Source organism: Thalassococcus lentus (assembly GCF_028023555.1).
In the GTDB taxonomy this organism is placed as follows: domain Bacteria; phylum Pseudomonadota; class Alphaproteobacteria; order Rhodobacterales; family Rhodobacteraceae; genus Thalassococcus_A; species Thalassococcus_A lentus.
On the sequence record NZ_JAQIOY010000003.1, the window covers coordinates 226,294 to 238,408 of the forward strand.

Sequence of the window (12,115 nt, forward strand, 5' to 3'; positions counted from 1 at the left end):
ACTGCCTCGTCTGAAGGGCGGAAATGGTGCCAATCGGTCGGTTGGCCCTGTTCAGGCTGCCGGTGGTCGTTATATCCTGTCGCCATTGTGCCACAAAAGTATTGAAAGCCACCACTTGCATTGGGTGGTGATGAAAATGATCCTAAGTACCAGTCTATGGAAGCTTTACGGCTTTCGGGGGGAATTGAAAGAAGGCCCGTTATCAATGTCTGCCATGCGTGCGATTCCTGCACTTATTGTCTGCGCCGTATTGGCGGCCTGTTCTGTGCCCGGACCCGGCGAGGCACCAGATGGTATCTGGGACCCGAACGAAGCCGGAAACCGCAAGACACACGAATTCAATCGCAAGCTGGACAAACGGGTTCTGCGCGGCTCGGGCAATGGCTACACCCGGACAGTTCCGGAAGGTGTGCGGAAGTCCGTCAGCAATTTTGCGGATACGACATCGTTGCCTCAAACAGTCGTGAACCAGATCCTGCAGGGCCGCCCCGGTCCTGCGACGCGCAACACGCTGCGGTTTGCCGTGAACGCGACGCTTGGTTTCGGTGGGATCGCCGATGTTGCGTCAAACATGGGCATGCCCAAGGACGAAAGCGATTTTGGTGAAACTCTGCACGTCTGGGGCGTTCCGGAAGGCGCCTACGTAGAATTGCCTTTCCTGGGGCCATCGACCGAACGCGATACCGCTGGTCGTGTGGTTGATCTGGTGACAGACCCTCTGAGCTACGTCCTGCCTGTCGGCGCGCGCCGAACCGCGACCGCTGCGCGGATTGTCGCCAAGGTTGGAGAACGGGGCGAGTTTTCCGGTACCGTGGATTCCCTTCTGTATGATAGTGCCGACAGTTACGCGCAACTGCGGTTGATCTATCTGCAAAACCGCCGTTTCGAACTGGATGGCACCGAAGGCGCCGCGGGGGACTACATTGACCCCGAAGAGATTGATACGGAGGGTTTCTGATGCCTCAACGTTTTGTAAACACGCGACGCGGATTCACACTCGGCGGTCTGGCCATGTTTGTGGGCGGGTTTGCCTTTGCGCCTCAGGCGGCGGATGCAGCCAGCGCTGCGCAGGCTGAAAAACTGGTCGACAATCTGGTCGCCGATATCAATCGGGTCATTGCATCGGGCAAGTCCGAAAGCGCAATCATCCGCGAGTTCGAGGGCATTTTCAAACGCTACGCTGATTTGCGTACGATTGCTGCGACGGCGATGGGTGTTGACGGTCGTCGGGCATCCAGTAGCCAAAAGAAGGCATTTACCGCAGCATTCTCGGGTTACATATCGCGGAAGTACGGGCGGCGGTTCCGGGAATTCATCGGCGGTGAGATCACGGTGAATGATACCAAGCTGGTCAAGAACGCTTTTCAGGTTTCCACCACGATGAAGTTGCGGGGCGAAGCGCCGTTCGAGGTTGTGTTCTTTGTTGGCCAGAAGTCCGGAAAATTCTTCAACATGCACATGGAAGGCATCAACATGCTGCTGACCGAACGGACTGAGGTCGGTGCAATGCTGGACAAGCGCCGTGGCGACATTGACGCAATGATTGCGGATTTGAAACGCGCAGGCTAGCGGCCGTAAACGCGACCGACCTATGAAGATTCAGATGAAGCGGCCCGGCTATTTGTCCGGGCCGTTTTCCGTTAATTCCCGCCCAGAATGTCACGCAGCAATTGCTGAAGGACCGTTTCGGCCACTGCACCGCCTCGTTTGGGTGCCTGTTGCTGCTTTGGCGCCGGAGCAGGCTGCGGGACCGGGGCGGGCTTTTGAGGTTCAAGCAGGGGTAATGGCCTTTCCGGCAGGCCATCGTGCACCCGGAGCATCACTTCTTGCCAGATATCGGCAGGAAGACCGCCCCCCGTTACGCCTTGTAGTGGCGTGTTGTCGTCGTACCCCATCCAGACACCGGTGACGTAGTCGGCGGTAAATCCGATAAACCATGCATCCCGGGCCTCTTGGCTGGTGCCGGTCTTGCCCGCCGCTGGGCGGCCGGGCAGCGCAGCGCGGCGGCCCGTTCCGTCACTGACAACCTGTTCCATCATCCAGATCAGTTGCTGTGCAGCCCCTTGCTGGATAACGCGTTCGCCAATCCCGCCGCCCGATCCCATAAGCGGATCCTGTTCGCCCCTCAAACGCAGTTCGATCAAGCCATAAGGCGTCACGGATGAGCCGCCATTTAGGATGCCGGCGTAGGCTCCGGTCATTTCGAGCAAGGTTGCTTCGGATGCGCCGAGCGCAAGGGCAGGGGTGTCCTGCAATTCGCGCACAATGCCGAAATCGCGGGCGACCCGCAGAACCAGATCGCGTCCCACCGACTCGGACACTTTGACGGCGGGTACATTCAAGGAATGCTTAAGCGCTTCGGTCAGAGTGACCCGGCCTTCGAAGCGATTGGTGTAGTTCTCGGGGCACCATTTTCCGGAGCCGGGAATGTTCATGCAGAACGGCTCGTCTATGACAACGTCCAATGGGGAATACCCCAGTTCGAGCGCGGTCGCGTAGACGAAAGGTTTGAAGGCAGAGCCGGTTTGCCGGACAGCTTGTGTGGCGCGGTTGAAAACGCCCGATACATTCGTACGCCGGCCGCCGACCATGCCGCGCACGGCGCCGTCAGCGGACATGACAACAACGCCAACCTGCGCCTTGGAACCTTCTCGGACCTTTTCCTCAAAGACCTTGCGAACCGCAGCCTCTGTCGCGGCTTGAATCCGTTGGTCCAGCGTCGTGCGGATCACCACGTCTTCTGTGGTGTCCTGCGTAAAGAAGTCGGGTCCCGATTGCATGACCCAGTCCGCGAAATAGCCGCCGGTCTGCGTCTCGGCCTCGTTGGACAGGATTGCCGGATTGTCCTGATAGAACTTGGTCTCGTCATCGGACAGATAACCCTGTTCATTCATCAGACGCAGAACGGTCGCGGCGCGATCCTGACTGCGCTGGAGGTTCGATGTTGGCGCCAATCGGGTCGGCGCGGTCAAAAGCCCGGCGATCATCGCGGACTCTGCCGGATTCAGGGTCGCGGCTGACTTGGAAAAATATCGGCGTGCAGCGGCTTCGGCGCCGTAAGCGCCACCGCCCATGTAAGCACGGTTCAGATAGATCGATAGAATCTGTTCCTTGCCGTACTTCGCTTCCATCGCCATCGAATGAATGGCTTCCTTGGCCTTGCGCGACAAAGATGTGCGGCGGCAGTCTTGAATATAGGCTTTTTCATCTTCCCACTCTGCCGGATCGTAAACGACCCCGAGGCACAGCAGTTTTGAGGTCTGCTGCGTGATGGTTGAGCCGCCGTGACCCTGAAGCGGTCCGCGACCTTCACGCATGTTGATACGTATCGCGCTGGCGATCCCGCGTGGGCTGACACCGAAGTGTCTGTAAAAACGTTTGTCTTCGCTGGCGATCACCGCGTTCTTGAGGTGTGGGCTGACACTGTCGGCAGTTACGATGCCGCCGAACTGATCGCCGCGCATTGCAAAGACATCACCGTCGCGGTCGAGCAAGGTTACAGATCCTCGTGCCCTGCCATCCAGCAGCGTTTCAAACTCGGGCAAAGTGGACTGTACGTAGATGACGGCGCCGCCGATAATCAAAGCGGCCACGATTGCAGCCGAAACGGTCAGCTTGAACACCAGCCTGAAGATCCAGCCAAAAAATGCAGCAATCCAGCCAAGGAGCCCGCGACGTTGCTTGCGCGCAACCTTCTTTTTCCGGCGGGGTGCCGACTTGGGCTTGGGCTTTGCCACGGGTTTCTTCGGATAGCGCCGATCGGCGACCAGCCGTTTTGGCTTGCGTCCGGAAGTGCTCATGAATGCTGCTCGCCATTATGGTCTTTGGCGTACAATACAGCCTTTCGCTCTGATTGTTGACCAAGGAAGCGCATCACCTCGCGTAAAATTTCAGCACAAAAAATGTGCAAAAAAATTAATGCGCACAAAAATTAATCATCCGTCCGGGAAAACACCAGCCATCCATACAGCGAATCCTTCCAATCCAAGCCCTCAGACCATTTTGCTGCACATGCACAACGCAGGCTCCAGCCTGGCAAACGAAAGGGATGAAGGTGAAACTGATCATTGCAACGATCAAACCGTTCAAACTCGAAGAGGTCCGTGAAGCGCTGACCGGAATCGGGGTGCGCGGCATGATGGTCACTGAGATCAAGGGCTTCGGCTCTCAGTCCGGACATACAGAAATTTACCGCGGCGCGGAATACGCGGTGAACTTCGTACCAAAGATCAAACTTGAAATCGTGGTCGCCGCTTCGATGGCAGACCAGGTGGTCGAAACGATCAAGAGCACCGCACAGACCGGCAAGATCGGTGATGGCAAGATTTTTGTGCTCGACGTGGGTCAGGCCGTACGCGTGCGTACCGGCGAAACCGACGCAGACGCGCTCTGAGTGCTAGTGAACGCAAGGGGAAACGAACAGATGAAACTGACCAAAACACTCGCTTCGGCTTCACTCCTGCTGGCTCTGCCCAGCATGGGTCTGGCACAGGAAGCAGCAGCGCCGAGCTTTGATGAAATCGGCCCATATATCATGACAACCCTGCTGTTCTGCATGGCAGGCTTCCTTGTCTTCTTCATGGCCGCTGGTTTTGCCATGCTCGAAGGCGGTCTGGTGCGTTCCAAGAACGTCACCATGCAGATGACCAAGAACATCGCATTGTTCTCGATTGCGGCGATCATGTACTGGATCGTCGGTTTCAACACCATGTATCCCGGCGACTTCAACGGTTACTTCGCCATCGGCGGTCAAACCGTTCTGGATCCGGTTGGCGTCGCAGCTGCAGACGCAGCGCTGGACTACGCGTCGGTGGGTTCCGACTTCTTCTTCCAGTTGGTCTTTGTGGCGGCAACCGCGTCTATCGTGTCTGGCGCTCTGGCTGAGCGGATCAAGCTGTGGCCATTCCTGATCTTCGTAGTCGTTCTGACCGGCTTCATGTACCCAATCTCGGGTTCGTGGCAGTGGGGTGGCGGCTGGCTGTCCGAAGCAGGCTTCTCTGACTTCGCTGGCTCGACCGTTGTTCACTCTGTAGGTGGCTGGGCTGCTCTGGCTGGTGCAATCGTCCTTGGCCCACGTCTGGGCAAGTACGGCAAAGACGGCAAGGTTACACCGATGCCGGGTTCCAACCTTGCACTTGCCACACTGGGTACCTTCATCCTGTGGCTGGGTTGGTTCGGCTTCAACGGCGGCTCGCAGCTGGCGATGGGTACAGTTGGCGACGTGTCGGACGTGTCCCGCATCTTTGCCAACACCAACATGGCAGCTGCTGCCGGTGCTGTGACAGCTCTGATCCTGACACAAGTCATGTACAAGAAGCCCGACCTGACAATGGTTCTGAACGGCGCCCTGGCTGGTCTGGTATCGATCACGGCTGAACCTCTCGCACCCACACTGTTTGGTGCGCTCTGGATCGGTGCAGTTGGTGGTGTGATCGTAGTCTTCACAGTTCCGCTTCTGGACAAGTTCAAGATCGACGACGTTGTCGGGGCCATTCCGGTCCACCTGTTCGCAGGCATCTGGGGCACAATCGCCGTCATCTTCTACAACACGGATGCAAGCCTCGTGACCCAGATCACCGGTATCGTTGCCTACGGTGTGTTCACCTTCGTCGCCAGCCTGGTTGTCTGGTTCATCCTCAAGGCCGCCGTGGGTATCCGCGTCGACGAAGAGGCTGAATTGAACGGGCTCGACATGTCTGAACTGGGCATGGAAGCATACCCTGAATTCTCCAAAGGCTGATCTCCTCCTTCCTGACAGTCTTTGTAAACTTGGCCCGGGCGTTCGCGCCCGGGTTTTTTGTCGTTTGGAAACCACCGCTCCAAAGGCCGTCGCCAACGCCAAAGACAGCCGCCCAGAGGCGTTCAAATCGGTGCGAATTTGTTGGGTGGATTGATCTAGCGCGCGCGCTCGCGCTCCAGCCTTTGGCGGGCCACATCTTCGTGCGCTTCGGCTTTGCGATCCGCAAAGAGGGCATCTTCCACAAAGGTCAGATGTGCCTCGACCGCAGCACGGGCTGCCGCCGCATCGCGGGCCTGCAGAGCATCGTTGATCGCCCGGTGTTGATCCAGAAGGGCCTGCCGCGTCGTGCGCTGTTTGAACATGATCTGGCGGTTATAGAACACACCTTCGCGCAACAGCTGATACATCGAACGCATCATGTGCAGCATGATCACATTGTGACTGGCTTCGATGATCGCCAGATGAAAATCAGCGTCGAGCCGGGATTCCTCGGCAGGATTGCGTTTGCCGTGCGCTGCTTCCATCTTGGCGAAGAGTTCCGCGATAACCTGCAGGTCTGACTCTGTTCCATGCTCGGCCGCGCGGTAGGCGGCCAGGCCTTCCATGTCGCGCCTGAAGGACAGATAGTCAAAAACGGCTTCGTCATGGCCTGAAAACAGGCCGATCAGGGCTTCGGAAAACGCGCTGCCCAGAACATCAGTGACGAAAATTCCGGCCCCAGCGCGTGCTTCGAGCAATCCACGCGCTTCAAGCTCGGAAACTGCTTCGCGCAGGCTGGGTCTGGATACACCCAACCGCTCTGATAGCTCTCGTTCGGCAGGCAGCCGTTCCGAAGGCCGCAAGACACCACGCAAGATCAATTGCTCGATCTGGCGGACGACGGCCGACGAAAGTTTTTCGGACTGGACGGGGCGAAACGGCATATGTGGCTCTTAATTGTGGTCAAGTCACGTTACCAATATAAGGCGCTTGCTGAAAAGCCTAGGTATCCTTTGGCGTGTGCCAAACGGTACTTCACATCCCCTAAAACGCGAACAATCGCCCAATGTGGGTCCGATTGTTGCCGTTTTTGGTGCTTAGCCCAGACAGAACTGAACCACTTTCTGATCGGGAGAGCCGAAATGCTCGCTTCTTTGTTGTTTTTGTCCCTGATGGGATCGGTTGCACTGGTGGGTGTACAAACCCTGATGGAAGAACCAGACGACACGCAAACGGATGAAGTCGAACCCGAACCGTTGACACCCCCCGAAGATGTTCCCGGCAACACGCACCAAGGCGGTGTCCGCGCAAATGACTATGCTGGCAGATCGGACGACGATTGGCTGGCCGGTGGACGCGGGATGGACACCATCGAGGGCCGTGCCGGGGATGATACACTCTTTGGCGAACAGGGGCGCGATTTACTGCTGGGCGGTTCCGGCAATGATCTGCTTGAGGGCGGCGGCTGGCACGACGCATTGGGCGGCGGTGATGGTAACGATGTGCTGCGCGGTGGCGGCGGCATGGACACTTTGGCCGGCGGGGACGGAGATGATACGCTGCAGGGCGAAGCGTGGAATGATCTGCTGGTCGGCGGTGGCGGCTCGGATCTTTTGCAGGGTGGTGCCGGGAACGATATTCTGTTGGGCCATGGCACCTCTCATCCTGAGATGGGTCAAAGCGACATCAATCCTGAAGGGTTTCACGAAGCCCTTGAGGCCGCCTATGCCCAGTCTGAAACACTGGGTTCAATGACCGAGGCTGAATTGCAAAGCTGGGCCGAGGCCGAAGCGCAAAGCTTTCTCGAAGCGTACAGCCCGCCCGCTCTTGGGGCTGACGGTGCGGATACGCTCAATGGCGGCGAGGGTGATGACATCATATACCTTGGCGATGATGCAGATCTTGCCTTCGGCGGATCGGGCCATGACACCTTCGTGGTCAACACTTGGTCGCCGGACCTGGACATCTCAAGCGACGCTGCTCCGATCATTCAGGACTTTGGAGCAGGCTCGGACGGGATGGTGGTTGAATACTATGCCGACACCGAAATGTCCGAACCCGATTTGACCGTAGACACGCTGGAGAACGGCGATCAGGTTTTGCGCGCTGATGGCGCAGCACTGGTCTACTTTGTGCAACCAGCAACGCCTGTTCGGGTCGAGGACATCACCCTTGTTGCCGTCATGCCAGCCACAGCGGCCTGACCGGGGGACTACCAGCGCTTTAGCGCATCTTCGTCTTCGTCCTTTGCGGCAACCCAGCCAATTCCGTCGCTGCTGTGCTCTTTTTTCCAGAACGGTGCACGAGACTTGAGATAGTCCATCAGGAATTCGGCCGCTTCAAAGGCATCCTTGCGGTGCGGTGAAGCGGTGGCGACCATCATGATCTTGTCACCGGGAGCCATCCGGCCAAAGCGATGGATAACCAGAACGTCACCCAGTGACCAACGTTCAGTCGCTTCTTGGGCAATGGCTTCGAGCGCTTTTTCCGTCATGCCCGGGTAGTGCTCGATTTCCATCACATCCAGATCGGATTGCGCCAGATCACGCACGATCCCGGTAAAGGTGACCACTGCGCCCATGTCCTTGCGGCCCGCGGCAAAGGCCTCTGCCTCGGCGCCGAAATCAAAAGCGGCTTCCTGAACGACGATGCGCATTTCAGCCCCCGGTCATGGGCGGGAAAAACGCCACTTCCCTGGCGCCGGAGATCGAAGCGTCGAAGTCCACCAATTCCTGATCCACGGCAACGCGCAGCGCGCTGAGATCTGCAAAGGCGGCCTCGTAGCGTGCTTCACGGGCTTTGAGCTCCTCGACCAGTTCGGCCACGGTGGTCGCCTGCGTGTCAACGCGCTCTTTGGGTAGGCCAATACGCTCGCGTACCCAAGCAAAGTAGAGTATTTCCATTGCGTTTGATCCCGTTTCTCGTCGTTCAAATCAGACTATAGCGCGGGCTGGCACCAAGCAAAACGCTAGCGGTCATCGCGCAGGTAAGGCGCGGCTTTGCGAAAGTAGTCCCAGCCGGTGATCAGTGTCAGCGCAGCGGCGACCCACAGCAGGATCAGACCAACATTCCCCGTCCAGATCATGCCCGCGTGCTTCCAGCGCAGTCCCAGTACGTCTTCTTCGCGGCCACTCAGGATGTCCTGAAACAGGGCCTGATCCATGCCGTAAACCGACATGCCCAGATAGTGCTCGAACACGCCTTGGGCAAAAAGCACGGCGATTGCGATCATCTGCAGCGTCGTTTTCCATTTGGCCAGATTGGTCACCTTGAGCGTCCCGGCGGTATCGCCCAGAAATTCGCGCAGGCCGGATACAAACACTTCGCGGAACAGGATGAAGGTCGCAGGCAGCACCAGCCACGGCGACATCGAAGAATACCCAACGATGACCATCAGCGCGATGATGACCATTGCCTTGTCGGCAATCGGATCCAGCATCGCGCCCAGCTTGGTTTCCTGTTTCCAGCTGCGCGCCAGATGGCCATCAAACCAATCGGTGATCGCAGCGGCAATAAACAGCGTAAGCGCGGCCCAGTCGGCGAAGGGGCGCGAAAAATATAAGAACATGACCGCAAGTCCGGGTGCGGCCAGCAGGCGAAGCGCCGTAAGGATATTTGGAATGGTCCATGTCATTGGCAAAGTCCTAACCTGTTCCTGCAGGGCAGGGAAGAGCACTTGAACAGTTGCGCCACAGAACCGCGCCCCCTATTTTCCAGATATGAAAACAAGAATTATCCTCCGAGCAATCTGCGCACCAATGCTCATGGCGACCGTTGCCTGTGCCGGAGCGGACGGGCCTGGGAATGGCAGTGAATGGGTGCTGACCAAGCTCGATGGCAAACCCTTCGACGCACGGGCAACGCTGGTGTTCAGCGGTCCGGGGCAAATAGGCGGGCGCGCACCCTGCAATGGTTTTGGCGGGTCCTTCGCGGGTCCTTGGCCGCAGTTCAGCGTGGGCCCTTTGATTTCGACCAAGATGGCCTGCCCTGAACTGGATGCCGAGTTTGCCTATCTGCAAACACTCGAAGCCATGACAACCGGACGGCTTGAAGATGGCGTTCTGGTTTTGACGGGGCCGGCCGGCCGCAGTCTTGAGTTCACATCTGAAGACGCCGACTGAACTGCGTGACAAAACTGGCGCGCGCGTCGGGCAGCGGTTTGCCCTGCAGTTCCGGTGCCAGCCAGTTTTCGAGAAAATAGCCTGTCGTTCCCAAGGCCTGGAGGATTTCGCTGTCTGGCGCGTCGCCTAGCCCGAGCATGACCGGGGGCAGCGGCAGCAGTTGCGCAGCCCAATCCCCGGCGCCAGATTGCGTGACGGCACGGCCGCTTTTGGGGGACACATACCGCAGATTATCAGTCGCTCCGGTCACCGCGCAGGCGGCCAGATCCAGACCGAACCCAAGGGTTTCAAGCAAGGCCATTTCCCAACGCAGATAGGCCAGCGGCCAGAGATCCTGCTGCCCCAGCAGGTCAAGCAACTGTTCGGTCTGCAGATAAAGCGCGGTCTGGCATTCCCGATCCGGCAAGCTGAAGGACAAAAGCGAAGTCACGGAATTCAGCCCGGTAAGCGCCTGACGATCGCTCATGGCGATTGCCGCCCGCGAACGGATGGGTTCGGCTGAAAACGTTCCGATATGGTCGTCAAGCCGCGCTCGCCACGCGACATACAGCTGTGCGCCCGGTTGCATGTGTGGTGCGACTTTTCGGGAAGTGCCGCCCCGAAGAACGCCGGTTTGGCGTCCGTGTTCCGGCGTGAAGACATCGAGGATCAGCGCGGTTTCGCCGTGCTTGCGGGCTGAAAGCAATATGCCGGTGTCGCGCCAATCCATAGGGTCAAAGTGGTCCTTGTTGGTGGCGCTGGCAAGCGCAGAAGATGTGCGTGTTGCCAAATAGGGCGGCTGCGCCGCACCGGAAAAGCCTGTCCTGCCGTAGGCCGGACAGGCCGCGGGCGCTTTGGTTCGGTGGGGCGCTTTGTCGGGGTCGCTGGTTCAGCTGGACAGGCCGTCTTCGTCCAGCAAGTGTCGACCCTGACGATCCTCGACTTCGATGACCCAAAGATCGGGATCGAAGCCGCGCTGGCGGGCAATAGTGGCATCGACCTCTTGTTCGTCCCCTTCGGCCAGGGATGCCCACATGCGTGCGCCTGTTGCCAGATCGAACTGCCGCGTGAAGGCCTGGGCTTGACCGTTCAGCGTCGCGAGTTTCACCAGAACTGCACCCGCCGTGTCATCGCCATGGGCCACAACAAAGGCCGGAATGTCGTGCAGGCGCAGGCGGGTCAGGTAGGCATCGACCCAGAAACGAGCAGTCAGTCGTGTCATTTGCCGGATCTCTGTGCAGGAAGCCGGGACGACTGGCATGTTCTGACGCGGACCCGCGCTCGCTCCGGTACATTTTGAAGCCCAAGACACATGGCGCGGGTCAGGCTTTGCCGTCACGGAAATCGAGGCCCATTTCGCTGTAGCGCTCGGCCTCGTTCAGCCAGTTTTCACGGACTTTAACTTGCAGGAACAAATGAACCTTACGGCCCAGAAATTCGGAGAGTTCTTCGCGGGACGCCTGACTGATGGCTTTGATGGTGCTGCCCTTGTTTCCCAGGACGATGCCTTTGTGCCCGTCGCGCATAACGTAGATGATTTGATCAACGCGAGCAGAGCCGTCTTTGCGTTCTTCCCAGCTTTCTGTCTCGACAGTCAGTTGGTAGGGCAGTTCCTGGTGCAGGCGCAGGGTCAGTTTTTCGCGGGTCATTTCCGCGGCAATCATGCGCAGTGGCAGATCGGCAATCTGATCTTCTGGGTAAAGCCACGGCCCTTCGGGAAGTTGCCCGGCCAGCCATTCGCGCAAAGCCTGTACGCCGTGACCTTTTTCCGCCGAGATCATGAAAGTCTGGGCGAAGTCGAACCGTTCGTTCAGGGCCTCTGTCAGGCTTAGCAATGCTTCAGATTTGACGCGGTCAATTTTGTTGATGGCCAATGCGATCGTGCGGCCTTTGCCGATCTCAGCAAGACCCTCCAGAATGGTTTCGACGCCCGGCGTGATGCCGCGCTGCGCCTCGACCAGAAGAACCGTGATATCTGCATCCGCAGCCCCGCCCCAAGCGGCTGCGACCATGGCACGATCCAGTCTTCGCTTTGGCTCAAAGAGGCCGGGTGTGTCCACGAAAACGATCTGTGCGTCCCCTTCGAGCGCAACGCCGCGGATACGGGCGCGGGTGGTTTGCACCTTGTGGGTCACGATAGAGACCTTGGCCCCGACCATGCGGTTGGTCAGGGTGGATTTGCCTGCGTTTGGCTCTCCGATCAGGGCGACGAAGCCGGCGCGAGTGGTCATGTTTGATGCGTCCAGTGGCTGGTTTGGAAGCTGGAGGGAATAGGAGATTTCGGCGCGCAAGGCCA

Annotated in this window: 14 protein-coding genes; 6 read left to right on the forward strand and 8 right to left on the reverse strand. The window is 58.4% G+C overall.

Going from position 1 to position 12,115, the window contains the following annotated elements; all coding sequences use genetic code 11:
- Positions 1 to 214: 214 nt before the first annotated feature.
- On the forward strand, positions 215 to 958 hold the full coding sequence (locus tag PFY00_RS10125) for an MlaA family lipoprotein (protein ID WP_333908207.1): 744 nt from the start codon (positions 215 to 217) through the stop codon (positions 956 to 958).
- Positions 958 to 1,569 carry an MlaC/ttg2D family ABC transporter substrate-binding protein gene (locus tag PFY00_RS10130; RefSeq protein WP_271432438.1) on the forward strand — a complete coding sequence of 204 codons (612 nt, stop codon included), beginning with the start codon at positions 958 to 960 and terminating at the stop codon, positions 1,567 to 1,569. The genes PFY00_RS10125 and PFY00_RS10130 overlap by 1 nt, the downstream gene beginning before the upstream one ends.
- A 71-nt stretch (positions 1,570 to 1,640) precedes the next feature.
- Here PFY00_RS10130 and PFY00_RS10135 read toward each other — a convergent pair whose 3' ends face one another.
- A complete protein-coding gene (locus PFY00_RS10135) occupies positions 1,641 to 3,800 on the reverse strand; it encodes a transglycosylase domain-containing protein (protein ID WP_271432439.1) in 2,160 nt (719 codons plus the stop codon).
- Between the two features lie 254 nt (positions 3,801 to 4,054).
- Here PFY00_RS10135 and PFY00_RS10140 point away from each other — a divergent pair, with 254 nt between their 5' ends.
- Positions 4,055 to 4,393 carry a P-II family nitrogen regulator gene (locus PFY00_RS10140; protein ID WP_271432941.1) on the forward strand — a complete coding sequence of 113 codons (339 nt, stop codon included), beginning with the start codon at positions 4,055 to 4,057 and terminating at the stop codon, positions 4,391 to 4,393.
- Positions 4,394 to 4,423: 30 nt separating this feature from the next.
- Positions 4,424 to 5,740: an ammonium transporter gene (locus tag PFY00_RS10145; RefSeq protein ID WP_271432440.1), complete on the forward strand. Its 1,317-nt coding sequence runs from the start codon at positions 4,424 to 4,426 to the stop codon at positions 5,738 to 5,740.
- A 155-nt stretch (positions 5,741 to 5,895) separates the two neighbouring features.
- Here the strand turns inward: PFY00_RS10145 and PFY00_RS10150 are convergent, their stop codons facing one another.
- Complete coding sequence (locus PFY00_RS10150) at positions 5,896 to 6,663, reverse strand: FCD domain-containing protein (RefSeq protein ID WP_271432441.1); 768 nt, start codon at positions 6,661 to 6,663, stop codon at positions 5,896 to 5,898.
- Positions 6,664 to 6,861: 198 nt separating this feature from the next.
- On the opposite strand from PFY00_RS10150, the gene PFY00_RS10155 reads away from it, so the two are divergent.
- Positions 6,862 to 7,923, forward strand: coding sequence for a calcium-binding protein (locus PFY00_RS10155; protein ID WP_271432442.1), 1,062 nt, complete (start codon positions 6,862 to 6,864; stop codon positions 7,921 to 7,923).
- An 8-nt stretch (positions 7,924 to 7,931) separates the two neighbouring features.
- Here PFY00_RS10155 and PFY00_RS10160 read toward each other — a convergent pair whose 3' ends face one another.
- The 3 genes from PFY00_RS10160 to pgsA form a co-directional block, all read right to left on the reverse strand.
- Complete coding sequence (locus PFY00_RS10160; protein WP_271432443.1) at positions 7,932 to 8,375, reverse strand: molybdenum cofactor biosynthesis protein MoaE; 444 nt, start codon at positions 8,373 to 8,375, stop codon at positions 7,932 to 7,934.
- 1 nt (position 8,376) lies between these two features.
- Positions 8,377 to 8,622 carry a molybdopterin converting factor subunit 1 gene (moaD, locus tag PFY00_RS10165; RefSeq protein WP_271432444.1) on the reverse strand — a complete coding sequence of 82 codons (246 nt, stop codon included), beginning with the start codon at positions 8,620 to 8,622 and terminating at the stop codon, positions 8,377 to 8,379.
- A 65-nt stretch (positions 8,623 to 8,687) separates the two neighbouring features.
- Entirely contained in the window at positions 8,688 to 9,353 is a 666-nt protein-coding gene (pgsA, locus tag PFY00_RS10170; protein WP_271432445.1) for a CDP-diacylglycerol--glycerol-3-phosphate 3-phosphatidyltransferase, read from the reverse strand.
- An 85-nt stretch (positions 9,354 to 9,438) separates the two neighbouring features.
- Here pgsA and PFY00_RS10175 point away from each other — a divergent pair, with 85 nt between their 5' ends.
- Complete coding sequence (locus PFY00_RS10175; protein WP_271432446.1) at positions 9,439 to 9,840, forward strand: META domain-containing protein; 402 nt, start codon at positions 9,439 to 9,441, stop codon at positions 9,838 to 9,840.
- On the opposite strand, the gene recO is transcribed toward PFY00_RS10175, so the two are convergent.
- The 3 genes from recO to era all read right to left on the reverse strand — a co-directional run bounded on the left by recO (position 9,818) and on the right by era (position 12,050).
- Positions 9,818 to 10,549 carry a DNA repair protein RecO gene (gene recO / locus PFY00_RS10180; protein WP_271432447.1) on the reverse strand — a complete coding sequence of 244 codons (732 nt, stop codon included), beginning with the start codon at positions 10,547 to 10,549 and terminating at the stop codon, positions 9,818 to 9,820. The two genes, PFY00_RS10175 and recO, sit on opposite strands and share 23 nt — an antisense overlap.
- Before the next feature lie 159 nt (positions 10,550 to 10,708).
- Positions 10,709 to 11,041 carry a DUF1491 family protein gene (locus PFY00_RS10185; protein ID WP_271432448.1) on the reverse strand — a complete coding sequence of 111 codons (333 nt, stop codon included), beginning with the start codon at positions 11,039 to 11,041 and terminating at the stop codon, positions 10,709 to 10,711.
- Between the two features lie 100 nt (positions 11,042 to 11,141).
- Positions 11,142 to 12,050: a GTPase Era gene (era, locus tag PFY00_RS10190; protein WP_271432449.1), complete on the reverse strand. Its 909-nt coding sequence runs from the start codon at positions 12,048 to 12,050 to the stop codon at positions 11,142 to 11,144.
- Positions 12,051 to 12,115 lie beyond the last annotated feature (65 nt).

Coding starts and splice junctions, on each gene's coding strand:
- PFY00_RS10185 (WP_271432448.1), bottom strand. CDS start 11,041: ATGACACGACTGACTGCTCGTTTCTGGGTCGATGCCTACCTGACCCGC.
- PFY00_RS10130 (WP_271432438.1), top strand. CDS start 958: ATGCCTCAACGTTTTGTAAACACGCGACGCGGATTCACACTCGGCGGT.
- PFY00_RS10150 (WP_271432441.1), bottom strand. CDS start 6,663: ATGCCGTTTCGCCCCGTCCAGTCCGAAAAACTTTCGTCGGCCGTCGTC.
- PFY00_RS10135 (WP_271432439.1), bottom strand. CDS start 3,800: ATGAGCACTTCCGGACGCAAGCCAAAACGGCTGGTCGCCGATCGGCGC.
- PFY00_RS10155 (WP_271432442.1), top strand. CDS start 6,862: ATGCTCGCTTCTTTGTTGTTTTTGTCCCTGATGGGATCGGTTGCACTG.
- PFY00_RS10125 (WP_333908207.1), top strand. CDS start 215: ATGCGTGCGATTCCTGCACTTATTGTCTGCGCCGTATTGGCGGCCTGT.
- recO (WP_271432447.1), bottom strand. CDS start 10,549: ATGGATTGGCGCGACACCGGCATATTGCTTTCAGCCCGCAAGCACGGC.
- pgsA (WP_271432445.1), bottom strand. CDS start 9,353: ATGACATGGACCATTCCAAATATCCTTACGGCGCTTCGCCTGCTGGCC.
- PFY00_RS10175 (WP_271432446.1), top strand. CDS start 9,439: ATGAAAACAAGAATTATCCTCCGAGCAATCTGCGCACCAATGCTCATG.
- moaD (WP_271432444.1), bottom strand. CDS start 8,622: ATGGAAATACTCTACTTTGCTTGGGTACGCGAGCGTATTGGCCTACCC.
- era (WP_271432449.1), bottom strand. CDS start 12,050: ATGACCACTCGCGCCGGCTTCGTCGCCCTGATCGGAGAGCCAAACGCA.
- PFY00_RS10145 (WP_271432440.1), top strand. CDS start 4,424: ATGAAACTGACCAAAACACTCGCTTCGGCTTCACTCCTGCTGGCTCTG.
- PFY00_RS10160 (WP_271432443.1), bottom strand. CDS start 8,375: ATGCGCATCGTCGTTCAGGAAGCCGCTTTTGATTTCGGCGCCGAGGCA.